This is a genomic window from Pseudomonas sp. 1 R 17 (genome assembly GCF_900067035.1).
Lineage (GTDB): Bacteria > Pseudomonadota > Gammaproteobacteria > Pseudomonadales > Pseudomonadaceae > Aquipseudomonas > Aquipseudomonas marginalis.
This window is the reverse complement of sequence record NZ_FKLB01000042.1, coordinates 36,131-61,836: the sequence shown is the minus strand read 5'-3', so window position 1 is coordinate 61,836 and position 25,706 is coordinate 36,131. Positions and strand designations below refer to the sequence as shown.

Here is a 25,706-nt window from a genome sequence, read left to right as displayed (position 1 = left end):
AATTCGTGTAGATAATCCCCGAATATCGACAAGGCGGGTTCTGTTGAAACATATCTATGTTCAGATGGGAATAAAATTTTTCGGTAATGCGTTATAGCTTTTTTTGCCCAAAGTGGATCTTGTGAGCGGCAATAGGCTGGCCACGATAATTGGAACCGTTACGGGCCGGCCATCATTGGAAAATACATCTATTAAATCTAAGCGCTGTGAAGAGCAAAAAATTGGTCAGCATTTCATTACTAAACGGCGGTTATAGACAAGCCCCCCTAGGATTGACTTGCAATGCGATGTCACTTTGCTATCTTCCTTATCATCCAAGATCATGGAGGGAACCTTATGAAGAGCAAAGTATTCGCTAGCATAGCGATCGCCCCCCTCCTGACTTCTTGTGCTTTATTCAACCCCTCCGTTGGCACAGCAAGGATCGAAGAGAATAATCTGGATGCCTCAGGTGCACAGATTTCGCTTAAGCTCAAAATCTCGCTGCAGTCGAAGTCCGAACAACTCGCTTACTGGCAAGCTGGCTCTACTGTGGTGATGGCCGGATTGATCGGGTATGGCGGGTACAACGTCGTCACCAATGGAGGCTCGCACCAGGTAGCTGCGCTCATGGCAGGAGGCGGTGCACTCTATGGCACTAACAGTGTGCTGTATAAGCCCTCGCGTGAGGGCATGTACGCCCGAGCGGTGAGCTCGATCCAGTGCATCGACGGGGCGTTTTCACCCTTCGATACCGCAACTGGGCTACGCCTGAAGAACGCCATCTACGAGCTATCACCTGGTACCTGGAGCACTTTGGAACCCTCCTTCCAATCAGCCTATTTAGTAGCAAAGGCATATGATCTCAAGTACAAGCAGTCGGTCCTTCAGGTTGCTACTGACCTCAACGTGTACCTGGCTGACATGCAACCCACTCCAGAAATCACCTACCGGATACTCACGCGCGCCATCGGGCAACAAATCATTAAGCCCAATATGGACCAAGTGAGCCTAGCCGTTACGACCGGAAGCCAGATAAACACTGGTGGCGCTGCAGACAAAGCGAGTACCAGCACAAAACTAGGCCAATTGAACAACCTGGTCACCAATTTGTACTCGTGGATCGACTCTATCGAAGTAGCGCATCGCTCGTTCAATGTAAACGACGTGGCAGCCTGTAGCGGCCTGAGCATCAACTTCGGTATCGCCGGAGTAACGGAAGGTGGTGTAGTGTCTCTGGGGGCCGGCAGCACAGCGACTTACCAAATCATAGATACGTCAGGAAAACTGGTGACTTATTCCCTACCGATAGATGCATCGGATGCTGGAAAAGTTACTACCGCGATTACCACCAGCGATGGCGTCTTCAATTTGCGGCTCACCGCCACCACCCGGACCACGAAGCCAGTGCGCGTTACAGTGAAAGACAACGGTAAGTTTGGCGCCAGCGTTACCTTTGAAGTGACCATACCCTAAAATTGTGACGAAGCACGCGAACTCCTGCATAGCTTGCCGTGCCGAGGAACTGGTGCGCCACATTTGATTTGTGCAACTTGGCGACAGGTATCTACCTGCCGGCCAGGCAGACATCTAAGGTTTTGGATAGTAGAACTTGCACTCGGCGCCCTTGGGACCGTCTTCAAATGGGAAACCATTGCAGCAGTCAGTCCCGTATGGCCCAACGAAAGTCCCCTCCCGGCAGGCGCCGGGAAGCAGCTTACGCCATCTGTTCCCATGGCTATTGGGGCCGCCGTTGCTCATGAACTCATAGGCGCAATTGTTGGCGCGTTGCTCGGATTTTGGTTTACCTCGGTTGTATTTTTCCTCCCCAACCCGAACGCACTGTTCGTACTTAGACTGATCAAGATCCTGGACGGCCTTGGCGTGAGCGATCATCCCGACGCACTTGGCATGGCCTGGGTTGGTGATGCAGTTCACGCGGCCCTCCAGTGACTGACCGTCCGCCATTAATTCTTTGCACTTGGCATCCAGAGTTGGCTGTGTGGGGGGACTGGCACATGCCTCTCGGAAAAAAGCCGGGGTGAGATCGAAGGTTTTCTTGGTGGGCCCGTTACCACGGTAGGTGACCTCAAGGCACTGCTTTCTACCTGCCTCAATGCAAATTTCGCACTTCTGTCCTTTTATGCACTCACCGTTCTGCGTGCTAGGTAGGTGTGCGAAGTCGGATCGGTTTAGCGAATCGTCAAACACAACGTGCGCATCGCAGTTGCCAGGGCAGGATCGGCCATCATCGTAGACGGTCAAACGGATTGTCTCGGCCTGAACGACGCAGGGAAATAGGGAGAGGATCAGGCATGCAACTAGGGAAAACGCTCGCATAAGTAACCCTATGGTGAATCTGCAGTTGTCCGCGATGAGGCAGAGCGTAGTCACCCAGACGGCCCTTTGCCTGCGATGCGACAAGTGGCATCAGCAATAGGGTTTGGGAATCGATGCTCCACTGAGCGGGATGCCCTCAAGCTGAGACTATTGCAGGCTCAGAACTGCCCGTTGCGGTAGGCAGCTAACGGCCGAGAGCCGCAACCTCAGTGGTCGATCACATGCCATCAATGGGGCGCGGTCGTGATGCCTGAGTATGCGCTACGCCCTTGCGTTTTCCCCCTAAAGCAAAGCTATGACAGAAGATCCCTTAGGGCGCGTCGAAGCCCTTCCTCACTGCGGACTGCAAACGAGGGCAGCTTCCGTGCCTGGGTTGGTACGATTGATGAATCGTCTAAATTGAACAACCAGACTTTCATATGACCAAGTGCTTCCATGCTGAGCGCCAAAGCAAGCTCGTCGTAGCACCATGGGCTTTGAGCGTAGAACCGACTCCAGAGAACTGCAACGATGTCGCTACGGCGGATCGCTTGCTCTAATGTCGGTGGAATCAATTGGTCAGATACAATCTCCCTATCTCCCAATACTGGCTCAATGCCGTAACTTTTAAGCACATGATCTAAAGCCATGCCCATGGCAGCGTCTTGCCGAGCAACGCTGATGAAGATAGTTTTGGGTTGGGTATCGGGTGCTATCGACCGCTTTGCTCGGTCACGTACCAAGTGATTCGAGATTGATACTGTTTTCTCAATGCTTCCCTCACTTTCCAAAATACTTGCGTCGAACCCAGGATTGAGTCGCGCCCAATTACGGCGTCGGTAAATGCGATCTGCCACCCCACCCAAGAACGCAAATGGGATGATTGGCAATCCCTTCGCCTCAGCCAGATGGAGTAGAGTACTTGCGGTCTTCGACACCTTTCCGCCGAGTGCCACGACGACGTCGGCCTTTTCAAGGGCCTGAAGCTGCGCAAGGAGCCAGGCCTGCGACCAAGAACCTTCTTCTTCAGTTTCTGGAGCTGGGTAATTCCAATCCTGAATCGTTAAATTAGCCCCGAAAGTCCGCCGACAAAGCTGCCGTTTTTCCTCGACCTTCGGATGAGTTGGGCTGTGGAAATGAATGGTTCCGCCGCACTTAGCATCGGCATAACCCATTGCTACGTAGTAGTCTGCGGAATCAGGAAATGGACTACAGACATGAAGATGAGCCCCAGCCTGTGCCAGTACGGTACCTAGTTTGAGCGAAGCACGATGTAGTTGAGGCCGTTCAGAATCGACATCGGCAGTCTCTCCCGTCTCACCCCCGATTACGTAGACCGACCTAGCCCACGAATCCAGCGGTTCCGAAGCTGCTGAACCACCGGAGTTAGGCGTATTAAGATTATCGACGTCAAACAAGCCCGCTTCGACAGCATGTTTGAATAGCAAAACAGCGTTCTTGGCAGACAACTCTCGGAACATTCCCTTGGCGACTGTCTCAATCTTCACTTTGCGGGCGTCTGCATAGTCAGAGATGCCGCGAATCGCGATAGTTCTGGGTGTTGGCATATGGATAAGTGCGGCATCATAAACTCCCGCAGTTTCCATCTCCATAGCCGCCGCCTTTCGGTCGACATTTTGTTTGACCCACTCTAGGAAGGCCTTACCCTTACCTACTGCCGGACCGCTGGCGAGATTGAGGTCATCGCCGGCATAAAGCTTGCACTCTCCGCGCATTTCCAAGCCTGCGTTCACAAGCGCTGTTTCGGTCGCAGCCGATATCAATGCAGACCTCAGCTCTCGGGTACTGGTCTGCCACTCCCTATACTTCGACTTGCGGGTCCGGGCAAAAAACTGAAACCGGTTCAGTAGTCGCCGGGAAGTCAAAAAGTGATTTCCCGAAATTTGGAAGTTCCAACTGCCTTCTTCACCATGTGTAGCGGAGTTAGCGAGATATTCGTTGATGCTATCCGGGATAAAGACGTCCCCCGGCTCCATTTCGTTAGTGAGTGATCCCGCGATTCCGATTACAACTACGTCGGCAGGCTTAAATTCTTTGATCAGAAATGAGACCGTGCCAGCAGCGTGAGTGTTCCCCATCTTACCAGCGGGAACCATAGCCACGTTGAAGTCACGGCCTAGCGTCGGCGCATGGATCCCCCCGAAGAAAGCAGTAAGGTTGGCATCCTTGAGCTCCCTAGCTTCAAATTGGTCTCCCAGCACTTCAAGCACTGAATCAGCTTCTTCGCTGAGAGCTACATAGAGGAGAATATCAACGCGGTTAGTCATGTCTTTCGAGGGCCCGGAATAGATGGTTCTTCAACCAAGCAACCATGGAATATTAACAAACAAGCGAGAAGTTTTTCACGTCTCAGCCATATCGCGATCGAATTGCGAACTTTCACTTTGAGTCGATAGCGTTCAGCCAAGACCGGCAGCTATCGGAAAACAGCAGACCGGCTTGGAGCCTGCAGTGAAACATGATTTACATCGATTTGACCGATATCACTTCTACATATCGGAATTTTTTCCTGGCTGCTTTGGTGGCTTCCTGCTCTGCCAGCAGCGTACTCAGAGTGTCTGCCTCATGAACGACCTCAAGCGTCTTTCCTTCAAACTCATTGCTCACACGCAGAGTCACCAGAATCCTTGGGGTGAAGGCGTTTGGGACCTTCTTTTTCGGCACTTTTGATACGGGCACGGCTGCGACGTCTGGCTGGATTTCTTCCACCGGGGCGGCGCTCATTGGCGCAGTTACTATGGCATTGCCGAACAACGCTTTGCGCATCTCTTCTTCAGTCCATTCTTTGTTCATGCTGCTTCTCAAGGGTCTGATCACCAAACCAGTGCAATTCTAACAGCTAGTCTTGGCGAGGCGGTTTACAGCATCAAATGTGTTCTGAGCACTACTCTCCGGTGGAGAACAAGGCTGGTCAGTTTGCATCGGTACGCCCCACATCTCAAATGAACAGATGCAGCGAATCAGCCACAAACACTAACAAGTGTTGAATTGATAGCCAATAGGATCGACCACTGCTTTGTCAACGTAGGTAAAAGCCAGCTTTTGGCCGTCTTTTGCCTGCCGCCAAGGGCTGCAGTCAATTCTATAGGCGTTAATTCGTGATAGGAGGAAATCGGCCAACAGCAGGTGTTAAGAACAAAAAAATAGATGCTTCGTATTTCTTCCCGGTTTGACGATTTCTCGACGTCCGTGTCCCCTGGGCTGGCAAGTGGAGTCGACAAATCAACCAGTCCCTTTTTTCTTAAGTATGCGCAAATGGAATCTCCCATCGTTCTTCAGGATTTTGATGTTGGAGGGCTCGCTACTGACGCGGTCGGGCATGTTGCGCTCTTCACTACGGGTGATCGGGGGCCTATTACTGACTCCGCACTTCCCCCCGTCGAGAACTCCGAAGAATTTTTCCTTTCATTGCCGGAGGTGTCGGATGTAGATCTAGTCACTTCCACGCTTCCCGCGAACGCTTTCGTTGCATTTGCCAAGCGTGAATTCTTTGCATACGACTGGTCGCACGTTCATCGCGATACGTGCTAGGCCTTGAGGGGATATGAGCTGCAATACCGGCCAACGAGTCCACTGACGCTTACCAACGTGCCAGCACCCTTACGAGCATTGGCTGAGGTTACCCGGCTACCTGACGTAACGTTCGGAGCATCTATCATAGCGATAGGTGATAAGGTTTCTTAACCCTTATTCGGCGGCTAGGACGCTATTGGCCGTTTCGCCGATGAACGATAAGTACATGCTGGTCATATCCCATGCAATCGGTGGTCAGAGCGAACGCAAACGCCTGCTCGAGTGAAGTGTAATTTCGCCACGCCCTCCCCTCGTCGCAAGGCTGAAAAAAGGCTGCCAATACAGCAGCCAGCGATCGGATCAGACGCACTCACTTACATCCTATACGGCTAGGCAATTGCCCCTGCTTCGACTTCAGAACGTCCTGAACGGGCTGTGGCAGATTCCCCCAGAAGGTAAGTCCTGATCGTTCCTCGATCTGGGCAACCGTCACCTGATAGGCACAAAAGCTTGCGTCACGAGGGGTCTCTTGATTCATCACGAACGATGCATAAAGCCCATTTTCTGGTGAGCTGCCTACGAAGATGATCTTCCAGTATCCACTAGGGATCGTATGCACCTTGTTCGTTCCGGGTAGCGTCCCTACGAAATGTTCATAGAGCGGCCCCGTGACGACGTATACCTGGGCGATAGAAGGATCTTTGCTGAGATTTCTCTCCTGATCCTCAAGGCGTGCCCAAGGTCCTTGGTTAAGGTCGGATTTCTGAGGGGTGATGTTCGACTGGTAGTTCAGGGTTTGCCAGTCAGGAACACCGCCCATGGAAGCAAGGTTGGCTTGATGCCCGCGATCGATCTTGAGCGCAACATTGGCGCCGTTATAGTCCACGGGATCAAGCGTTTCGCCTGCAGGGACGTCGGGGTCTGTCTTCCAGTTACGTGGACGGCCGCTTGCTGGCGAGTCCTTCGTGATCTTGTACGACACCCAGTTTGCAAACTTGGTCGAGCCATTATTGTTGAGCGTATACGCCTGGCGGTTCAGCGTCAGAGGACTGCCGCCTGTAGGGCACCCCACTGAACAGTTATCAAACTGCAAAGGCTGCTCGGGCGCCATGCGGCTATAAACTTCAGACTCCCGCGACCTGTCAGGTGTAGTACAGGCAGCAAAAAGCGGTAAGAGCAGAAAAGCCAAGTGCCTCAGCTGTATATGTCCTTTCATGATGTTTCTCCTTGGTGTGAATGCGTGAGGCTAGCTAAGTGGAAAAATTCCCCATTCAGGTTCCATAAAGAACTGATCCCTTCACAGAACAAACTAGCGCTTCAGAATGACGATCGTAGCGTTTGAAGCGTTGAACCGCATGACTTGGAAAAGCTATCGTTGGGAAAGGGCCTCATGGCAGGGCGTCGCGCCCTCCCATGCTGCGTTGCCCCACTATCGAAGCGAAAGGTCAATCAACTCAACCTGGTACCTGTACCGGGCAGCAATGTGTTTGATAAGAACGGCGCCGAGCGAAAGTCCAAAAATCAAAGCCGCAGCGTAAAGCAGCACAGTGTCTCCAATATTGCTAAGTCCTGGGCCGGCACGAAGGGTTCTCTGGATCCAAGGAAAACCACCGAACTTTTCTGAGAATACGTAAGCCGTTGCGAACAAGCCTAGGGCAGCCGTCTTATCCCCAAAAAACCACGTCACACGCGCCTCAATGCGCTTGATCTTGAGCTCAAGCCACATTTTAGCTTCGGTGAGCGCATTGACGCCGTGTCGCCGCAAACGGTTTGCAATGCTTTGCTCATGAATAATGTCGCCCCGCAGGTTTTCATATGTCACTGCCTCCCATCGGAAGAGTACCCACGCTGAAGCAAAAATCGGAGCAACGAACGACAGCAGCGTGAGTGACATAGACAACGCTATCGCCACCAGAGCAGCATTCTGTACCACTTCCGACAACGCCTTTGCTGGATCCTTGAAATAGCCAAGCAACGCGGGCGGAGCCAACAACACCCCGGATAAAATCAGGCTCCATTTGGAAAGCAGTTCTGCTTTTTTCTCCAAGCCCGTACGCCGCTCTGATGCTCTTCGAGGCTTACAAGTACTGAGCTCTTTTAAGACGGCGAGCGTCTTCACCAATGTCGTTGAAGGCTTACCTTCAGCTTCCTTTTTTTTCATTATGCAATCCATGTTGATGAGGACTAAAGAGCAACAACAGCCGGTTCTTTAGCCCGGTGTGTTAGCGGGTTAAAATTTCTGACCACTACGTATTCACTGGGCCATCGTCTGCTTTTTTCGACAGCAATGCCTAACGCGTCAACCAGTTATTGCTGTGTCTCTCCAATCTCTGCACGCGCTTATATTGTTTCCAGAAAAGGTAAACACCACCGATAAGAATGGTTGTTGCTCCCGAGAGGACGAACCACCTCGGATAAAAAATAGGCTCGACCGCCCATTCCTGCGTCGCGGCCCAAGAGCGTACGAAGGTTTGTCCAACTCCGTCGAACGCGCCCTGGCTAAGGAAATACCCGAGCAACGTGCAGACGATGCCGGGGACCCAGTGGTTTAGAAACGTAATCAGCTTGGTCATTGGAAATGTCATCCGTGGCGGTGGGAGAATTCAACAGCATGTCACCCGGCCAATTTTGGTTCCACTCAACTGAATGCACTTTGATAGGCCTGACCGAAGCCGAAGTCAGAATCACAAAAATCGACTCATCCTCAAGGCTCGCCATCACCCGAAACCGCCCCTTGCCATACCAGTTTCCTTGCAGCACTCCTCCACCGCATTTGCAAAGGTAAGGCCTCGATTCTTATGAGGCCACAGGGATGCCCCTTCCGCGAAACAAGACAAACACAGCGAGTCTCCATCTCTCACTTTTCCTGGTCGTAGCCCTTCTTTCCGGCTGTACTTCAACGCCCTATAAAGATCCGGCTGTCATTGCATTGAACGTCAGGGAAATCCCCATGGCTGCTCAGCCCCCTGCAATTGCGTTACAGGTTGAGCACTCTTCAGATATTCGTCTTGGACGATACACGAAGGCCAGCACATCACCCCGACCAGACCAATTGGACCTGCTGAGCCAGGTGGTCAACATCCAAATACCTCAAAGCCTTACGCCAACCGTCCAGAACGCACTGACCTACGTATTACGCTACTCGGGCTACAGCTTGTGTCCAGCGACAAGCGAGTTACGCCAACTCTACGCACATCCCCTGCCTGCCTCGCACTATCGTCTGGGCCCCATCACCTTGCGCAGTGCATTGGTGACGTTAGCGGGATCGGCCTGGCAGCCAACGGTTGACGAGAAGGCGCGGCGCATCTGTTTTGTCTCGCGGATGGCACCTGCCATTCCCGCGCGTCTCATATCAAATCCAGAACGCTCGTTGACGGAGATGAAGCAATGAATCGGCCTTCCCTCGCGACTCTCCAAAATGGAGCGCTGGTGCTGCTCAGTGCGACGTCGCTGTACCTCATGAATGAAGTGGCCGGGCTCTCTACAGCCATAGGAGGACGTCCCTCAACAGACCAGCTTGAGGCCTTGCAACTTCAACTCGACAGACTGGACAGTGACGTTAACGACGCAAAACAGCCAGGCTTTGTGACACTGGAAGATTTTGAGCTCAATCAACAGACGCTCACCGAGCGTCTGGACGCCTTGGATCAAGCCCCTGACCATTGCGAAAGCATCGAGCAATTGCAGGAGGAGCTTGCAGCGTTATCGAAAGATGTCATGGGCGCGAAGACTCAGTTGCTCCGCCTAGAAACGGCTGTTGAGAACCGTACAGTCGCCGCGCCAAAACTTGTTGAGCCACACCTCACCAAACCAGCAGCCCCCCTTGCCGCTCGTAAACCAGCTTCTTTGCCTTTCAACATCCTAGGGGTCGACTCAAGAGGCACAGAGATTTTCCTGGCCGTTGCTGCCTTCGACCTATCCCACCTGGCCGATGTCGTCCTGATGCGGCCTTCCGCCTCATTCATGGGCTGGAGGCTGAACTCTCTCCTCCCAGATGAAGCCCACTTCATACGACCTGATGGTTCTTCACACCTCGTGACGATCAGATAGGCGAACGACATGAAAATTGATCACTAAAGTCGTTTTGCTTGGCGCCCCACTTCTGACGACCTGGCTGACAGCAGTTGCCGAAGATCATCAATCCGCACTCGAAAGAAGCCGTCTGCAAGAGCACCTCACCTCCTCCCTGGAAGAGTCAAAAGCCAGGGCATGGAATCTGCAACCGGAGGAATGGCAACGCTACAAGCTTTTGATGGAAGGACCTTTGGGCCTCTACTCACCAGGTATCGATCCACTGACGGCGTTAGGCATCGAAGCACGTACCCGCGAGGAGCAGAAGCGATTCACGGAGATGCAGGCGCATGCGGAATACAACCGCGTCACGAAGCTGTTCGCTTATCAGAACGCGTACAACGAAACCTTCGCCCGCCTTTATCCCAATCTGCTCCCGGTGGACCTACTCAGCGCCTCCCCCACCGTTCAGTCGCCACCCGTGACGCTGCCCGCAAGACTGGCCGTTTTCGTGTCTATCGACTGCAAGGGTTGTGTTGAACGGGTTCAACGCTTGCAGAGCGCCAACCATCCCTTTGATCTCTACGTTGTCGGTACGAAAGGCAAAGATGAGTTGATCCGCGGCTGGGCAGACAATGCCCGTATCGACATCCAGAAAGTCCGCAATCGCGACATCACCCTGAACCACGACGCGGGTCGCTGGAACAGTGTCGGCGATAAGGGCAGCTTTCCCGCCGTGATGCGCCAGGTGAATGGCCAATGGCAACGGCAGTGAACTTCAGCGGGATGCTGCTCAGTGGGTGTCTTGGCTTTACCTGCACCACTGCCGCTGAAATTCCTCCCCCTGCCTATCAGCTAGCGACCTATGGCAGTGATGTTCCAGCAGAGGTTCTTTATGCGCTTGCCGTGCAAGAGAGCGGAGTCCTATTACGCGGGACGCTGATTCCCTGGCCCTGGACCTTGAACGTCGCAGGCAAGCCCTATCGATTTGCACATCAAGATGACGCGTGCACCGCGCTTTTACAGGCCTTGAATCGGGTGGGCGCTAAAGCGGTTGATGCAGGCTTGGGCCAAATCAATCTCGGCTGGAACGGCAGTCATTTTGTTCATCCGTGCGAAGCGTTGAACCCGTATCGAAACCTCCAGGTCGCCGCCGCTCTCCTCCAGCAGCATAAGACCCCAGACACCACCTGGATCACCGCCGCCGGACGTTATCACCGCCCTGCGGGAGGTCCACCGGCCGCCCGCTATCGCACGTCTTTCGCCAATCACCTTAGTCGTATCACGCAACCATCCCTTCAAGGAACGAAGTCACCATGAAATGCACACTTTCACTGGGCGCCCTCTCGCTGGCGTTTTCAACCCTTTCCTGGGCAGCGCTGAATGGGGTCGAAGACTCGGATTGGAACTCGACTGTGCCCGACTACCGCATCCTGAATCCCCCAACTGAGCGCACGTCGACGAAAGCCACTGCGCTCCCACTGGTACGCCTGGATCCTTACAGTGAAGCGGACATGTTGCCGGTGAAGTCGGAGCGACTCAGCCCAGGCACGGTCGAAAGCCGAGTGACCAACCACCCAGGACTGGCTCCCATTTTCCTGATTGGGGACGACGACCTTTCGCGACGTTGGTTATCGTCACGCAAGGAGGTGCTGCTGAAACTCAATGCCGTGGGCCTGGTGGTCAACGTTCAACAGATAGGAGCCCTCACAGCGCTACGCGACCTCGGCACAGGATTGGAGATGGTGCCGGCATCCGCTGACGAGCTTGCAGAGCGCTTGGGCATTCAACACTACCCCCTGCTGATAACGGCATCCGGTATAGAGCAGTAGCCATGGCCAACTCTCATACCATCGAGGCACTACTGCGCCCTGCCGTTGAGCTTTTCACCGTGACCGTCTGCGCTATTGGGGCATTTTTAAGTCTCTTTGCCCCCTGGTCGTTAGCACTTACGCCATTGTTTGGAATGGCGGCAGCCGCCTTCTTTTTGATCTTTGGTTGGATACGCCTACAGCAAGCGCTATTCGTCCTGCGTTATCGCCGGAACATTCGCCGCCTGCCTCGCTACATCATGACCAGCAAAAACGTCCCCGTGAGCAACCGGCGTCTGTTCATAGGCATAGGCTTTAAGTGGGAGCAACGTCACACCCAGCGCCTGACACAAACCTATCGACCAGAGTTTCGCAGGTACGTGGAGCCCACAGCACTTTTCCAGGCTGCCAGACGCATGGAGGAGAGAATGGAATATGCCCGCTTTCCAATGAATGTGCTTCCCAAACTCACGTCTTGGGACAACCCACTCAACCCCGTACGCCCCCTGCCCCCCGTTGGTGGCTCTGCGCGTCTACATGGGGTTGAGCCAAACGAGGTTGAGGTGTCGCTGCCCCTCGGCGAACGCGTAGGTCATAGCCTGATTCTGGGTACTACCCGAGTGGGCAAAACCCGTTTGGCTGAACTGTTTATCACCCAGGATATTCGCCGAGTGAAGTCTGTTGGCGGTCTAAGAGAGTTCGAGCCGGTGATCGTATTTGACCCAAAGGGTGATGCTGATCTACTCAAACGCATGTATCTCGAAGCCCAACGAGCAGGTCGCGAGGGGGAGTTCTACGTCTTTCATCTGGGTTGGCCGGACTTCTCTTCTCGATACAACGCCATTGGGCGTTTCGGCAGAATCTCAGAGGTAGCCAGCCGGATTTCAGGACAGTTGTCGGGGGAAGGTAACAGCGCAGCCTTCCGTGAGTTCGCCTGGCGTTTCGTCAACATCATCGCACGTGCCCTGGTGGAGCTTGGCGTTCGGCCCGACTACCTGAAGATCCAGCAGCATGTGATCAACATCGATGCGTTGTTCATTGAATACAGCGGCCACTACTTCGCCAAGCACGACGCCAAAGCGTGGGAGGTGATCGTAACGATAGAGGGTGCGCTGAACGAGAAGAACACACCCTTCAACATGCGCGGTCGCCAAAAGCGTGTGGCCGCGATCGACCATTATCTCTCCAAAACCCGCGTGGCCGATCCCGTCATGGATGGGCTGCGTTCAGCAGTGCGGTACGACAAGACCTACTTCGACAAGATCGTTGCGTCCTTGCTGCCCCTTCTGGAAAAACTGACTACCGGCCGTATGGCAGAGCTGATATCGCCCAACTACACCGACCTGAATGACCCCCGTCCCATCTTTGATTGGATGCAGGTCATTCGCAAACGCGCGATCGTCTACGTTGGGCTCGACGCGCTGTCAGATCCAGAAGTCGCTGCGGCGGTGGGCAACTCAATGTTTTCCGATTTGGTGTCGGTCGCTGGCCACATCTACAAGTTCGGCATTGACGACGGTTTACCCGGGGCTTCGAGCGATCAGAAAATCCCGATCAACCTGCATGCTGATGAATTCAACGAGTTGATGGGGGATGAGTTCATCCCGATGATCAACAAGGGCGGTGGTGCCGGCATCCAGGTCAGCGCGTATACACAAACCATCAGTGACATCGAAGCGAAGATCGGCAACCGAGCCAAAGCAGGCCAAGTCGTCGGCAACTTCAACAACCTGTTCATGCTAAGGGTGCGAGAGACCGCAACGGCTGAATTGCTGACCAAACAATTGCCCAAGGTAGAGGTGTACTCAACCACCCTGGTGAGTGGTGCGACAGACAGTTCAGACCCCTCTGGCAACACAGACTTCACGAGCAACACACAAGACCGAGTGAGTTCTACGAGCGTGCCATTGATTGAGCCAGCTCATGTGGTGAGCCTACCCAAAGGGCAAGCCTTTGCACTCCTAGAAGGGGGAAATCTCTGGAAGATCCGGATGCCCTTACCCGCCCCTGACCCTGATGAGCTGATGCCCAAAGACTTACGAACCCTCGCCGAGAATATGCGCAACAGCTATGTAGATGGCGGCGGTGAATGGTGGACCAGTAGCGGAACTCGATCGCTGGATGAAACGTTACCTAGCGAGCTTCTCGACGATGAGGCTATCCCCGACGCGCTCGAGGCAACAGACTCATGAGATGGCCGTCGCGCATGGAGCTGCGTTTCATCACTCTAAGGGCGTTGGCACCGGCCGTTCGAGAGATATCAGGCGAGCTGGAGCTTCTGCTGGGCTACGCCAAGCTGGGGATCTACGACGGGCACGCACTTTTCGATCAGTTGCAAGACCAAGGTCTCAAACCGCATTGGAAGAGCCCAAGCCACATTCAAATCGAAGACCCTGTGGCGGGGTCCCTTCTGGTGTGCTTTCAACACTGCCACATGACCATTCACTGACCTGGACGAGACCATGGCAAGCACCGCTGAAACTGCCAAGCGCCAGCAGCAGTACCGTGAAAAGGGTTGGATCCGCAAAGCGTTGAGCGTGCCTTTCTCCCTGCTGGGCATCCTTCTGGTCTCACTGTTTTTTAGCATCGTGACGGAGTGGATTGGACTGTATTTCTTCTGGCGCGAAGAAGGCTGGCACCACTCGCGGGGTATGCTCAACAACGAGCTGGACTGGTTGTCCACCTCATTCACCCAGAGCCTGTTGATCCAAGATCCTGACCACTTCGTCCGGAACACGATTGGCTTGGCCTACGAATGGGGCTTCGAGAAAACAGGGATCGTCAACTGGATCAGGCTTGCATCTGAGCAAGCCAGGCAGAACAGCGCCAGTGGTGCAGATCTGCAGCACTACATCAGTGTTGCCTATGTGCAGATTGAGAATTTCGGCCTGACCGCCGTGTATGCAGCGCTGACGTTTCTGACCAGGCTGTTGATTCTGACGCTAAGCCTTCCACTTTTTTTGATGGCGGCACTCACAGGTCTGATAGATGGACTGGTGCGTCGCGACCTTCGCAGGTTTGGCGCTGGGCGCGAATCCGGGTTCATTTACCATCGGGCCAAGATGTTGATTGTGCCGTTACTGGTTTCGCCCTGGATAATTTATCCAGCACTTCCCATAAGCATCAGTCCGCTTCTAATTCTGCTCCCAATGGCAGCAACCTTCGGGATAACGGTTAGCATTTCAGCAGGCAGTTTCAAAAAGTACCTTTGAGTGACGATTTCGTCGGCGCTGAATGGAAATATCCGAGTGATCATCATCGAGAGCATTCGATGTTTTATCAAAAATTCTGGGTACCAGTTTTACGTAGTCGAAACGTAAAAACCTCCACCGACAAACGTGAATCGCCTTTGGTTTCGTAGACATGTCGAACGGCTTCGAAGGGTCGATTGATGCCTGTCATAAGGGGCAGAAATCGGCCAAAAGCAGACGGAAGTGATAGTGAGAAACCGCGAGAAAATTTCGTCGACGTAGGAATGAGGAACCGAGGTAGTTTTCAAGCAAGATTGGCAGTAATCTGCATATCACTCAACGGCTTTCGCCCTAAGGTTGCGCGAAAGTTTCATCCACAGATAAAGCCAAAATGCTTAAAAGTTTTATCAATTACAAGGAGCAGTAAATGGTCGACTTTAAGAAAAAGCTAAAAAACAAAACTATTGAAAAAAAGATAGATCCAACAGAAATATACGACTCACTGGATCGAAGAAGCGAAGCAGGCCCGCTACGCCCGTCTCAAGAAACGCTTTTAAAAGAATGGCATTACTCTCGAAGAAACTTGAAAGACAGTGTGGTGAAGCTTCACACGGGTGAGGGCAAGACCTTGATTGGGCTTTTGATACTTCAGTCGAAGCTAAATGAGTCCGGAAAACCATGTGTCTTTTTATGCCCCAACATATATTTAGCGAAACAAGTAACGTCTGAAGCTAAAAAATTTGGTATACCATTCTGCGAAATTGGTAAAGATCGCGAACTGCCCGACGAGTTTATCGCAGGGAAGACTCTTTTGATTACACACATTCAAAAGCTTTTCAATGGGAGAACGAAGTTTGGTCTTAATAACAAATCCGTTGAAGTCGGTTCCATTGTTTTAGATGATTCACATGCTTGCATCGACTCGATCAGAAATGCGCTCACTATAAAAATAGATCGAAAACATGCTCTTTACGAAAAAATCATCAGGCTTTTTGATCAGGATTTAAGAGCACAAGGGGAAGGTAGCTTCCTTGAAATCGAGAGTGGCAGTTACAATACCATGTTGCCAGTTCCCTACTGGTCTTGGATTGACCGAAAGGACGAACTGATTCAACTTCTGCTGAATCACAAAGATGATAAAGAAATTTTATTTGCGTGGGAGTTAATAAAGAACAATCTAGAAAACTGCCAGGCATTTATAGCCGGAACCTATCTCGAAATTTCGCCTATTTTGATTCCGATAAATGCATTCGGATCTTTCTCTCGAGCGGAACATCGAATTTTAATGTCGGCTACAACGCAAGATGATTCTTTCTCGATAAAAGGTCTTGGATTCGATATTGAAGCAATTAAAAGCCCTCTCACCAACTCTATATTGAAATGGTCGGGTGAGAAAATGATTTTAATTCCTACGTTGATTGATGCCTCTTTAGATAGGGAAAACATAGTAGATTGGCTTGCGAGGCCCGATAAAGATCGTCATTACGGGATCGTATTCCTTACTCCTGATTTTTCAAACAAAACCCAGTATCAACGTCTAGGGGCCGCTGTCGCCGAAACAGAAACTATTTTCGAGCACGTTCAACAACTGAAGACTGGAAAAACTGATACGTCAATAGTTTTTGCGAACAGATATGATGGAATTGACTTACCCGACGACGCTTGTCGAATTCTTATCCTAGACTCGAAGCCTTACTTCGACTCTCTTCTTGACCGTTACGAAGAGGATTGTCGTGCTGGTAGCGATATTATGAACGTAAAGATTGCACAGAAAGTGGAGCAGGGGCTAGGGCGAAGCGTAAGAGGGGAAAAAGATTACAGCGTAATTTTGATAGTTGGTGGTGATCTTACAAAATTTATTAAAAGCCAAGCCACTCACAAATACTTCTCCCCTCAAACAAAAAAGCAGATTGAAATCGGGCTCCAGATTGCAGATGACGCCAAAGCAGAACTAAAAACCAATCCAAACGAGTATGAGGTTTTGGTTAATCTCATGAAGCAGGCCCTCAGTCGGGATGAGGGCTGGAAAGAATATTATATTGAAGAAATGGACGAAATAGGAAAGGCAACGCAGAGCCCTTCTCTGTATGACGTATTGAAAATGGAGTTTGATGCTGAAGTAGCCTTTGCATCTGGAAACGAAAAGCGGGCATGTGAAATCATCCAAAAATTATCAGATAGATTCCAAGACGAACCCTCCGAAAAAGGTTGGTACATCCAGCAGCTTGCCCGCTACACGTACAGACTGAGCAAAGTTGATGCGAATACCATTCAAGGCACCGCCTTCAGGTTAAATACCCAGCTCTTAAAACCGAAAACTGGCGTTAACTACAAAAAAATATCTTTCATCAACGAAAACCGGATCTTGCGAATTCAGAACTGGCTGAAAACGTTTGCCACCCACGAAGAACTTCAACTTTCCGCCAATGGAATTCTAGACAACCTTGCCTTTGGTGTAGCCTCGGAGAAGTTTGAGTTAGCCCTTAAAGAACTTGGACTAGGCCTAGGTTTCGAAAGTCAGAGACCCGATAAGGAAATAAAGAAGGGGCCTGATAATCTATGGTGCATCGGGGTCAATCGTTATATATTTTTAGAGTGCAAAAATGAAGTTGAGTCAAATAGGGCAGAGATTAATAAAAATGAAGCCAGTCAAATGAATACACATTGCGGATGGTTTGAGGAAGTATATGGGGAAGCCGAATGTACAAGAATCCTGGTACACCCCACCAAAAAACTTTCATATGATGGAAACTTCACGCACGATGTCTCAATCATGCGAAAAGGTTCACTGAACAAATTGAAAGAGAACTTTAGGGCATTCATTATGGAGCTACAAAAATTTGACATCCATAATATTTCAACCGAACAAATTAATAAGCTACTCGATTTTCATAACTTAGACCCGAAAAATCTAACTAAAATATACTCGGAGCCTAATATAAAATAATTCAGCATAATTTGTAATGAATGTGGGGGAAGTCAAAAAGCCTCCACACCTCTCTGCTGTTGCGTCATCGAAATTAATCTAAGAGTAAAAAGGGGACTGATTTATATTGCAAAAAAATAAATCCCTCTTTTTCTTCAACAGGTTTATCTCGTAAAACCAGCCCTATATAAATCTCCTTAGTATAGCTTCCTGCAATGTCGTACAGCTGGAGTGGAAAAAGCCTATCGGTACCGACCAAGTTCTTTTTCTGGCGCCCATATTCTGCCGTTCCAAGTGATGGGTGCGATTCTAGGGCCGGCCTGCACAGCATAAGGACTTATGCGTACCTGATGACGGGCGTTAATAACTCTTGAATATCTCTTTAGCGTCCGATTGAACTCTTTCTGCAGCCAGATATATTTTTTTAAAACATGCTCATCACCTCCGTCAAAATTCAAATTCATCGAGTATCTCTCCTTCCAACAGCAAAACTGATCAAGCCGTCGTAATTCCGGTCCAAAGCCACCAACCCGAACATCAAATTTGTTCAAAAAATATAAAATTGAGACTTTCACTCTCAACAATGTATCAATCCAGTTTGAGTCAAAACCGGACTCATACCCAAATGGGTAATTAATAAGGTATTTTCTTCCATCATCATCAACTCTAATTGCATGGCCATTGAGAGGGAATTTTCCTAAATGCTCAGACAACACTTCACAAACAACATCATCGACCAATACCCTGGGATTAGAAGCGCCCGCCTCTAGCTCCAATGCTCTTTGATAAGCGGTACCAAAAAGTATGGGGCCATGATGATAAATCTTTCCGAAGGTTATGCCCCCTCTCATATAAATACCTGCGCAGGCACCTTGAATAGAGAACTTGGTCACTTTATTGCAAAGAGCTTTAAATCCATCAAAACTACCTTCAGCTGAAATTATGATGCAATCTGATATATAGTTTAACCTTGGATCGCCTAGCTCCTTTACTAAACAACCATCAGAAGTCAACTCATAGACATTCAGATCATGATGCCCATTTGACTCTTTGGACTCCTCATGTAAGAAATCTAAAGCCCATGCAACCCTTTCGTAATCTTTGCCACCCTCGCTCTCAGCCTCTATTTTATTTACCAAACCCTTAAAACCTAAAATATCCAAGAAAGCCACAAATCGCGTTTCAATCCCTTTCTTCATCACTTCCATAGACCCTGCTTCAACATTAATAATTTTATTCGAGCCATTCGTATGTAGTGGAGCTTTTTTGCAATAGTAAAAACCACTGAGCCTTAAAATATCACCTGATTAAAAAATCTTGAAATCTCACGTAAGCGAAACGACTAGCTAGCTTGCTTCGTTTCGTGCCATTCGCGCAAGGCCCCTCTTGGCCGATTGTTGCCGTCTCTGAAAGGCAGCTTTGGGTCGATAGCTGCCGGTGACGACTGGCAGTCATCGGCCAAAAGCATCCGGTCAGTCTGGTCCTAGCTGAGGAAGCTGACGCTTGGATCTGTCTATACAGCCATGGGCAGTTCATTATTTTGAGGGGGCCGAGCTTAAGTTTTGTGCAGCGGTGTGCCCAAAAGGTACTTTCAGCGGTTGGTATACCAATAGTTTATAAAACCAAAGTCTTCAACAAAATCGGTCAGAAGTGGGTATTCACTCTCGTGAAAGCGCTCTGGGGTGTTTACAGTTCGTCTGTCTAATAATTACCAAAGTTATTTTTTTGCTGTGAAAACTGACTTGGCGATATGCCATGCCAGCGCTTGAATGCCTGGGAGAAACTTGACAGGTCGCTGAAACCTAAGCGTTCAGCGATCTCAGTCAGGTTGTGACCGTCCTTTAGCAGATTGATGGCGTTGCGACTGCGGACGTCGGCGAGCAGTTTTCGGAATGTTGTCCCTTCCTCTTTTAATCTGCGTTTGAGTGTGCGCGGGCTCACATGTAGTAGTTCGGAAATGCTGGATAGATCGGGCATGCCATTATCCGGGGTGTTCAGGTAGTGCTGCACCAATGCCGTCATCCCGGCGTGTGCGATGCGACGTTGCATCAGTTGCGTGCACATCTGTTCGCACATCGAAACAGTCACCGCGTTGGCTTGAGGTAAAGGGAGACTGAGAAAAGAGCGATTAAAGGCCAAGCTGTTGCTATTAGCCGCGTACGAAGGGGCACACCCCAGCACTTTCACATTGTCAGGGATAGGCGGCGGCTGCTTGCTCAGGCAGAAGCGTGATAACGAGAAGTCATTGCCGCCCAGTTCCTTTAGCAACAGCGCAGCCGCTGACATGTCGCGGGTCAATAGAAATTCGCGTAGGTCCGGTGCTAATCCTAGAACGGCAAAGGTCAGCACTCCTTCATCGCCTTGTTCCTCATAGGCGACCACCGTGAACGCGTAGGTCAACGGCAAAAAGCGCAGCGCCAGGGCCAGCGCATCGCCGACGGTTGCACTGCTAATCAGACCGTAACCGAATAGGCCGTAGGTCGAGAAGTGATAGCGCGTGCCGACTTCGAAACCTAGCCCCGCAGCATGGCCTGATAAACGCAACAGGTTTTCGGCAACGCGCAGCTCCTGGTCGGCAGTTAACTCCAAATTCGGATCGGTCAATTGAGCCAACGTCAGTCCCGAGCCGAGCAAAATCTTTTCAGCCCGAAAACCTTTTTCATCGCCGAACTCAACCATCAGCAAGGTACTGGTCGGACCCCGAAGAAAATTCCTAAAGCTCATACCGAGGTGCCTTCGATGAAAACATTGGCCCAAATAATAAAGTAGTTGTCCCGTTGCAGCATTCGGATCTTTAACAAGGCGCGTCACCATTGAGTCGCACGGTTCGCCGTTCCAACAACAATAAAAGGTCACCGCAGCGCCTGGTCAAGCCAGGTCGCGCGTTTGCGAAACCGCAAACGCCGCTCTGCCTTGCCCAAGGAATAACAACCATGAAAAAGACTTTCGATTTCATTGTCGTCGGCGGAGGTTCCGCTGGTTGCGTGGCGGCCGGACGGTTGTCCGAAGATCCGGACACCAGCGTCTGCTTGCTGGAAGCGGGAGGGGAGGGACGGTCCAGTCTGGTCCGTATTCCTGCTGCGACAGTGGCCATGGTACCGACCAAGGTGAACAACTGGGCCTTCGACACTGTTGCGCAGGCCGCGCTGCTAGGACGTACGGGGTATCAGCCGCGAGGCAAGACGTTGGGCGGCTCTTCGTCGATCAACGCCATGATTTACGTGCGTGGGCATCAGTGGGATTACGACCATTGGGCTTCTCTGGGCAATCCTGGCTGGGGGTACAAGGACGTCTTGCCGTATTTCCTGCGCAGTGAGCATAACGAGCGCATTGATGATGCCTGGCACGGCAGAGACGGGCCGCTATGGGTCAGCGATTTGCGCTCCGACAACCCCTTTCAGCAACGTTTTCTGGAGGCTGCCCGCGAGACCGGGTTGCCGCTCAACGACGACTTTAATGGGGCAGAGCAGGAGGGGGTCGGTGCCTATCAAGTCACGCAAAAACATGGCGAGCGCTACAGTGCGGCACGCGCTTATCTGCTGCCCCACATTGGCGTGCGCGATAACCTGAGCGTTGAAACCCGCGCCCAAGTGCAACGCATTCTGTTCGAAGGTACTCGTGCTGTGGGTGTGGAGGTGTTGCAACACGGACAGGTTTACGTCCTTCGAGCTCGGCGTGAAGTGATCCTTGCCGCAGGTGCGTTCCAGACCCCGCAGTTATTGATGCTCTCCGGCGTGGGGCCGAAGGTGGAGTTGCAGCGCCATGGCATCCCGTTGTTGCACGAACTGCCGGGGGTCGGGCAAAACCTGCAGGATCATCCGGATTTTGTCTTCGTCTACAAGACAAACAGCCTCGACGCCATGGGCGTTTCCCTGGGCGGCTGCCTGAAAATATTGAAGGAGATCTGGAGATTTCGCCAAGAGCGTCGCGGCATGCTCACCTCTAACTTCGCTGAAGGGGGAGCGTTTCTCAAAACCTGCGACACATTAGACAAACCGGATATCCAATTGCATTTTGTCGTTGCCCCGGTCGAAGACCATGCGCGTACCTTGCGCATGGGGCACGGGTTATCGTGCCACGTCTGTCTATTACGCCCGCGTAGTCGCGGCAGCGTTACGTTGGCGAGTAACGATCCACAAGCGGCACCGCTGATCGATCCGGCGTTTCTGAAAGATCCGCAGGATCTCGAAGACATGGTCGCGGCATTCAAACTCACCCGTCGTCTGATGCAGGCTCCTTCACTGGCCAAGTGGATCACACGGACCCTGTACACCGAAGGGGTCGAAACCGATGAGCAGATTCGCACTCTGCTGCGTGAGCGCACCGATAGCGTCTATCACCCCGTGGGCACGTGCCGAATGGGCGATGATCCATTGGCCGTGGTCGACGCTCAACTGCGCGTACACGGCTTGCAAGCTCTGCGCATCGTCGACGCATCAATTATGCCGACCCTGATTGGCGGCAACACCAATGCGCCTACGATCATGATCGCCGAGAAGGCCGTGGACTTGATTCGTGGTCTCCCGCAGACGCATTCGTCCGCCCGTTTCGAAAACGCCGTCGCTGCTAAAGAGGTGCCTCATGTCACAGCCTGAAGCGCAAGTCGATAATCAAGCGGACAAGCCCCTGAGCGCCATTATCATCGGTACGGGGTTTGCCGGCATAGGTATGGCCGTGGCCCTTCAAAAGGCAGGGGTGAAGGACTTTCTGATCCTGGAGAAGAAACTCGATGTTGGCGGCGTCTGGAGGGACAACAGTTACCCCGGTGCCGCGTGTGATGTGCCTTCGCATTTGTACTCGTTCTCGTTCGAACCGAACCCGGAATGGAGCCGGGTGTTCGCACCCCAGGCCGAAATTCATGCCTATCTGCGTCGTTGCACAGAGAAGTACGGGTTGCATCCCTCCATTCGTTTTGGCGCTGAAGTGTTGTCCGCTGAATTCGATGAAGCCAACTCGCTCTGGCGTGTGATTCTAAAAGACGGCCAGGTGCTGAGTGCTTCCCTGTTGATCAGTGGTACCGGCCAGCTCAGCCGTCCGGCATTCCCCGCGCTGTCGGGTATGGAGCGCTTCAAGGGCCATGTGTTCCATTCAGCGACCTGGGACCATGATTATCCGTTGGCCGGTAAGCGGGTGGCGGTGGTCGGTACCGGTGCGTCGGCGATTCAGTTCGTACCGGCGATTGCCGCAACTGTCGGGCACCTGAAAGTCTTCCAGCGTTCGCCGGCGCACCTGATGCCACGGCCGGACCGCGCCTACTCCGAAAGGGAAAAGTCGCTTTTTCTCAGAATGCCGGGGTTTATGCGCGCCTACCGCGCTCTAATCTATCTGCGCTACGAATCACGCGCGCTGGCCTTCACCCGTTTCAAAGGCCTGATGAAGTGGGCGGTGGGGGTCCCGTTTCGTCGATTACTGGCCGAGCAAGTGCGCGATCCGTCGTTGCGACAGAAGTTGACACCGGATTATCCGTACGGCTGCAAACGTATTCTACTGTCCAGCGAGTACTTCAAGACCATGAGCCGGTCCAATGTGGAGCTGGTGACGCAGGGAATTGCGCGGGTCAACGAGAGCGGTATTGAGACCGTTGACGGTGAGCGACATGAGGTGGACGCGATCATCTACGGCACCGGTTTTGCGGCAACCAAGTTCCTGGCGCCGATGCGTATCGTCGGACGTGGGGGGGTGGACCTGAACTATGCCTGGCGCAATGGTACGCGTGCCTATCTTGGGTTGACTGTGCCCGAGTTTCCGAACTTCTTCATGTTGTACGGACCGAACACCAATTTGGGGCACAACTCAATCGTTTATATGCTGGAGAGTCAGATTTCTCATGTCATGCGTTGCTGGCGTATGCTCAAGGACACGGGTGCCAATACTGTCGAAGTTGATTCGAGCGTGTATCAACGCTTCCACAGGCGTACTCAGCAGCGCCTGGCCGCTACGGTATGGAGCGGCTGCAAAAGCTGGTACGTCGATGCCTCCGGTAATAACAGCACTAACTGGCCGGGTTTCACACTCAGCTATCGCGGGTTAACTCGTTTTTCAGGCTTGCACACCTATCGTTTCAGCCGTCCGTTCGACGGTGGTTCGACCATAGCAGCCCCCACGGGGCTAAAGGAAAAGCTGAGTGCTGGGTTCTTAAGGCTGTTTTTGCGCACCACATTCCGTTCACTGATCGGTCCGGGCTTGAGCGCTGCGGCGCAGCGTAAAGTGGTGCGCGTGTTGTCGGCATTGATGCCGGGTACGCAAGGTGTGTTTCAGTATCGTCAATTGGTCAATAACGTACCGGTGCAAGTAGTTGCTCCTAAGCAAGGCGAAAACGGTGGGGTGATCCTGTATTTGCACGGTGGGGCGTTTTGTGTGGGGTCGCCGCATACTCACTGGAGCATTACAAGCCGTCTTGCCAGGAGCTCGGGTATGTCGGTGTGGGTGGTTGATTATCGATTGGCACCGGAGAATCCGTGTCCTGCGGGGCTCGATGATGCGTTGCTCTGCTACGAGGCGCTGAGGGCTCAGGGCTATACACCCTCACGGATTTTCCTGGCGGGTGATTCAGCCGGAGCTTCGTTGGCGCTGTGCCTGGCGCTAAAACTACGCGACATATACGTTCGCTTTGCCGGCGCGCTGTTATTGATGTCGCCGATGGTCGACCCACGTCTTAGCGGCACCTCTATGTCCTCGCGCAAAAAGCAAGATCCGATGATCAGTCGAGGCTGGCTGGAGCAGGGGTTGAGGTGGTATGCCGGTGAGCTGATGGAGCAGCCGCTGCAGGTCAGCCTGAAAGGGCTACCGCCGATGATGGTTCAGGTCGGCGACGATGAGTTGCTGCTGTCCGACTCCACTCGCTTAGCCGAGCACGCCATCTGTAGCGGAGTCGATTGTCGTGTGGAGATCTACATGACGCGGTGGCACGTCTTTCAATTGCAAGCGTTCTACCTGCGTTCAGCGGTAAATGCGCTACAGGCCATAGGCAGTTTTGCGCAGGGGCAACTGCCCCGCTCAGGAGAGCAGCAATGAAACCCTACGTGCTCAACGGCCGCGTGGTGGCTATCACGGGCGGTGCCGGCGGCCTTGGGTTGGCTCTGGCCAAGGCGCTTCGCGCCAAAGGCGCCCGGATCGCGCTGCTTGACCTCGATGGCGCGGTTGTAGATGAGAAGGCTCGTGAGCTGGGCGGAACCGATGTCGCAGCTGGCTGGCAAGCAGATGTCTGTTCTCTGGATAGCGTCGAAACAGCCATGGCTTCGGTCGTTCAGCATTTTGGCGGAATCGATGTGGTGATTGCCGGCGCAGGCATCTACGTCGTCGACTCCATGGCCACTATGGAACCTCGTCTATTCGAGCGCCACACCGACATCAACCTCAATGGTGTCTTCCGTACGTTCCGTGCGGTGCTGCCTTACGTGAAGGAGCGTAAGGGCTATCTCATGGCGATCTCATCAATGGCTGCATTCATCCATGGCCCGCTCAGCGGTCACTATGCGGCTAGCAAGGCGGGGGTCTGGGCGCTGTGCGACAGTGTCCGACTTGAGGTACGTCATCTTGGGGTCGGCGTAGGATGCGTGCACCCGACATTTTTCAGGACCCCAATGATGGATGCTGTACAAGCTGATCCAGTCGGGAACAAGGTCTGGGGCGGAAACGAGAGGGGGCTATGGAAAATGATTGGACTCGATGATGTCATCGTCAGCATCGTCAAGGGTATCGAGCGTCGTTGTGACACTGTGATTATTCCCAAGCGCAATACTTTAGTTGCATGGTTGCCAGGCATATTTCGCCGTGTGGTCGAAGCAGTCGGCTTCAAGGATGCGGATATTGTCGAGACCATCCGACTCGCCCAGCAAGCACGCGGCGGAAAATAGGAAAGCTTAATTTCCTCTTGACCCCAACCAATATCTTGATACCAATGACTGCTGATGGCCGGTTAGCGACCGTTGCTCT

General features: G+C 52.3%; 21 protein-coding genes. 14 read left to right on the top strand and 7 right to left on the bottom strand.

Annotated elements, in window-relative coordinates:
- Positions 1–336 precede the first annotated feature (336 nt).
- Both BFP99_RS15075 and BFP99_RS33295 read left to right on the top strand, forming a co-directional pair.
- Entirely contained in the window at positions 337–1,455 is a 1,119-nt protein-coding gene (locus BFP99_RS15075) for a hypothetical protein (RefSeq protein WP_065947589.1), read from the top strand.
- Positions 1,456–1,713: 258 nt separating this feature from the next.
- Positions 1,714–1,932, top strand: coding sequence for a hypothetical protein (locus BFP99_RS33295; RefSeq protein ID WP_176719695.1), 219 nt, complete (start codon positions 1,714–1,716; stop codon positions 1,930–1,932).
- Between the two features lie 680 nt (positions 1,933–2,612).
- Here BFP99_RS33295 and BFP99_RS15065 read toward each other — a convergent pair.
- The 5 genes from BFP99_RS15065 to BFP99_RS15040 all read right to left on the bottom strand — a co-directional run bounded on the left by BFP99_RS15065 (position 2,613) and on the right by BFP99_RS15040 (position 8,405).
- Complete coding sequence (locus BFP99_RS15065) at positions 2,613–4,586, bottom strand: phosphorylase family protein (protein WP_065947587.1); 1,974 nt, start codon at positions 4,584–4,586, stop codon at positions 2,613–2,615.
- Positions 4,587–4,782: 196 nt separating this feature from the next.
- Positions 4,783–5,112, bottom strand: coding sequence for a hypothetical protein (locus BFP99_RS15060; RefSeq protein WP_065947586.1), 330 nt, complete (start codon positions 5,110–5,112; stop codon positions 4,783–4,785).
- Positions 5,113–6,202: 1,090 nt separating this feature from the next.
- Entirely contained in the window at positions 6,203–7,048 is an 846-nt protein-coding gene (locus tag BFP99_RS15050) for a DNA/RNA non-specific endonuclease (RefSeq protein WP_065947584.1), read from the bottom strand.
- Positions 7,049–7,261: 213 nt separating this feature from the next.
- On the bottom strand, positions 7,262–7,993 hold the full coding sequence (locus BFP99_RS15045) for a hypothetical protein (protein WP_065947583.1): 732 nt from the start codon (positions 7,991–7,993) through the stop codon (positions 7,262–7,264).
- A gap of 130 nt (positions 7,994–8,123) precedes the next feature.
- A complete protein-coding gene (locus tag BFP99_RS15040; protein ID WP_065947582.1) occupies positions 8,124–8,405 on the bottom strand; it encodes a hypothetical protein in 282 nt (93 codons plus the stop codon).
- A gap of 377 nt (positions 8,406–8,782) precedes the next feature.
- Here BFP99_RS15040 and BFP99_RS32065 point away from each other — a divergent pair, with 377 nt between their 5' ends.
- From BFP99_RS32065 to BFP99_RS15005, 9 genes are all read left to right on the top strand, one after another.
- Positions 8,783–9,223, top strand: coding sequence for a PFGI-1 class ICE element type IV pilus protein PilL2 (locus tag BFP99_RS32065; protein ID WP_083221190.1), 441 nt, complete (start codon positions 8,783–8,785; stop codon positions 9,221–9,223).
- Entirely contained in the window at positions 9,220–9,882 is a 663-nt protein-coding gene (locus BFP99_RS15035) for a hypothetical protein (protein WP_065947581.1), read from the top strand. The genes BFP99_RS32065 and BFP99_RS15035 overlap by 4 nt, the downstream gene beginning before the upstream one ends.
- 16 nt (positions 9,883–9,898) lie before the next feature.
- Positions 9,899–10,618, top strand: coding sequence for a TIGR03759 family integrating conjugative element protein (locus BFP99_RS15030; RefSeq protein WP_065947580.1), 720 nt, complete (start codon positions 9,899–9,901; stop codon positions 10,616–10,618).
- The gene (locus BFP99_RS32060; RefSeq protein ID WP_083221189.1) at positions 10,603–11,163 is read left to right on the top strand and encodes a lytic transglycosylase; all 561 of its coding nucleotides are present in this window, start codon (positions 10,603–10,605) and stop codon (positions 11,161–11,163) included. The genes BFP99_RS15030 and BFP99_RS32060 overlap by 16 nt, the downstream gene beginning before the upstream one ends.
- Positions 11,160–11,675 (top strand): integrating conjugative element protein, encoded by a 516-nt coding sequence (locus BFP99_RS15025; protein ID WP_065947579.1) that lies wholly within the window; start codon positions 11,160–11,162, stop codon positions 11,673–11,675. The genes BFP99_RS32060 and BFP99_RS15025 overlap by 4 nt, the downstream gene beginning before the upstream one ends.
- A gap of 2 nt (positions 11,676–11,677) precedes the next feature.
- A complete protein-coding gene (gene traD, locus BFP99_RS15020) occupies positions 11,678–13,846 on the top strand; it encodes a type IV conjugative transfer system coupling protein TraD (protein WP_065947578.1) in 2,169 nt (722 codons plus the stop codon).
- Positions 13,847–13,860: 14 nt separating this feature from the next.
- Positions 13,861–14,103 (top strand): hypothetical protein, encoded by a 243-nt coding sequence (locus tag BFP99_RS15015; protein ID WP_256098143.1) that lies wholly within the window; start codon positions 13,861–13,863, stop codon positions 14,101–14,103.
- 13 nt (positions 14,104–14,116) lie between these two features.
- On the top strand, positions 14,117–14,866 hold the full coding sequence (locus BFP99_RS15010; RefSeq protein ID WP_065947576.1) for a TIGR03747 family integrating conjugative element membrane protein: 750 nt from the start codon (positions 14,117–14,119) through the stop codon (positions 14,864–14,866).
- A gap of 406 nt (positions 14,867–15,272) precedes the next feature.
- Positions 15,273–17,792: a DEAD/DEAH box helicase gene (locus tag BFP99_RS15005; protein WP_065947575.1), complete on the top strand. Its 2,520-nt coding sequence runs from the start codon at positions 15,273–15,275 to the stop codon at positions 17,790–17,792.
- A 221-nt stretch (positions 17,793–18,013) separates the two neighbouring features.
- On the opposite strand, the gene BFP99_RS32830 is transcribed toward BFP99_RS15005, so the two are convergent.
- Entirely contained in the window at positions 18,014–18,979 is a 966-nt protein-coding gene (locus BFP99_RS32830; RefSeq protein WP_141690777.1) for a hypothetical protein, read from the bottom strand.
- Between the two features lie 493 nt (positions 18,980–19,472).
- The gene (locus tag BFP99_RS15000) at positions 19,473–20,495 is read right to left on the bottom strand and encodes an AraC family transcriptional regulator (protein WP_043205926.1); all 1,023 of its coding nucleotides are present in this window, start codon (positions 20,493–20,495) and stop codon (positions 19,473–19,475) included.
- Positions 20,496–20,704: 209 nt separating this feature from the next.
- Here BFP99_RS15000 and BFP99_RS14995 point away from each other — a divergent pair, with 209 nt between their 5' ends.
- The 3 genes from BFP99_RS14995 to BFP99_RS14985 are packed head-to-tail and all read left to right on the top strand — an operon-like array spanning position 20,705 to position 25,627.
- Complete coding sequence (locus BFP99_RS14995; RefSeq protein ID WP_065947574.1) at positions 20,705–22,366, top strand: GMC family oxidoreductase; 1,662 nt, start codon at positions 20,705–20,707, stop codon at positions 22,364–22,366.
- Positions 22,353–24,785, top strand: coding sequence for a flavin-containing monooxygenase (locus BFP99_RS14990; protein WP_065947573.1), 2,433 nt, complete (start codon positions 22,353–22,355; stop codon positions 24,783–24,785). Before BFP99_RS14995 ends, BFP99_RS14990 begins: the two co-directional genes overlap by 14 nt.
- Entirely contained in the window at positions 24,782–25,627 is an 846-nt protein-coding gene (locus tag BFP99_RS14985; protein WP_015371099.1) for an SDR family NAD(P)-dependent oxidoreductase, read from the top strand. Before BFP99_RS14990 ends, BFP99_RS14985 begins: the two co-directional genes overlap by 4 nt.
- Positions 25,628–25,706: the final 79 nt, after the last annotated feature.

Excerpts from the sequence above, each read along its gene's own strand:
- BFP99_RS15075 (WP_065947589.1), top strand. The coding sequence starts at position 337 with ATGAAGAGCAAAGTATTCGCTAGCATAGCGATCGCCCCCCTCCTGACT.
- BFP99_RS33295 (WP_176719695.1), top strand. The coding sequence starts at position 1,714 with ATGGCTATTGGGGCCGCCGTTGCTCATGAACTCATAGGCGCAATTGTT.
- BFP99_RS15065 (WP_065947587.1), bottom strand. The coding sequence starts at position 4,586 with ATGACTAACCGCGTTGATATTCTCCTCTATGTAGCTCTCAGCGAAGAA.
- BFP99_RS15060 (WP_065947586.1), bottom strand. The coding sequence starts at position 5,112 with ATGAACAAAGAATGGACTGAAGAAGAGATGCGCAAAGCGTTGTTCGGC.
- BFP99_RS15050 (WP_065947584.1), bottom strand. The coding sequence starts at position 7,048 with ATGAAAGGACATATACAGCTGAGGCACTTGGCTTTTCTGCTCTTACCG.
- BFP99_RS15045 (WP_065947583.1), bottom strand. The coding sequence starts at position 7,993 with ATGAAAAAAAAGGAAGCTGAAGGTAAGCCTTCAACGACATTGGTGAAG.
- BFP99_RS15040 (WP_065947582.1), bottom strand. The coding sequence starts at position 8,405 with ATGACCAAGCTGATTACGTTTCTAAACCACTGGGTCCCCGGCATCGTC.
- BFP99_RS32065 (WP_083221190.1), top strand. The coding sequence starts at position 8,783 with ATGGCTGCTCAGCCCCCTGCAATTGCGTTACAGGTTGAGCACTCTTCA.
- BFP99_RS15035 (WP_065947581.1), top strand. The coding sequence starts at position 9,220 with ATGAATCGGCCTTCCCTCGCGACTCTCCAAAATGGAGCGCTGGTGCTG.
- BFP99_RS32060 (WP_083221189.1), top strand. The coding sequence starts at position 10,603 with ATGGCAACGGCAGTGAACTTCAGCGGGATGCTGCTCAGTGGGTGTCTT.
- BFP99_RS15025 (WP_065947579.1), top strand. The coding sequence starts at position 11,160 with ATGAAATGCACACTTTCACTGGGCGCCCTCTCGCTGGCGTTTTCAACC.
- traD (WP_065947578.1), top strand. The coding sequence starts at position 11,678 with ATGGCCAACTCTCATACCATCGAGGCACTACTGCGCCCTGCCGTTGAG.
- BFP99_RS15015 (WP_256098143.1), top strand. The coding sequence starts at position 13,861 with ATGGAGCTGCGTTTCATCACTCTAAGGGCGTTGGCACCGGCCGTTCGA.
- BFP99_RS15010 (WP_065947576.1), top strand. The coding sequence starts at position 14,117 with ATGGCAAGCACCGCTGAAACTGCCAAGCGCCAGCAGCAGTACCGTGAA.
- BFP99_RS15005 (WP_065947575.1), top strand. The coding sequence starts at position 15,273 with ATGGTCGACTTTAAGAAAAAGCTAAAAAACAAAACTATTGAAAAAAAG.
- BFP99_RS32830 (WP_141690777.1), bottom strand. The coding sequence starts at position 18,979 with ATGGAAGTGATGAAGAAAGGGATTGAAACGCGATTTGTGGCTTTCTTG.
- BFP99_RS15000 (WP_043205926.1), bottom strand. The coding sequence starts at position 20,495 with ATGAGCTTTAGGAATTTTCTTCGGGGTCCGACCAGTACCTTGCTGATG.
- BFP99_RS14995 (WP_065947574.1), top strand. The coding sequence starts at position 20,705 with ATGAAAAAGACTTTCGATTTCATTGTCGTCGGCGGAGGTTCCGCTGGT.
- BFP99_RS14990 (WP_065947573.1), top strand. The coding sequence starts at position 22,353 with ATGTCACAGCCTGAAGCGCAAGTCGATAATCAAGCGGACAAGCCCCTG.
- BFP99_RS14985 (WP_015371099.1), top strand. The coding sequence starts at position 24,782 with ATGAAACCCTACGTGCTCAACGGCCGCGTGGTGGCTATCACGGGCGGT.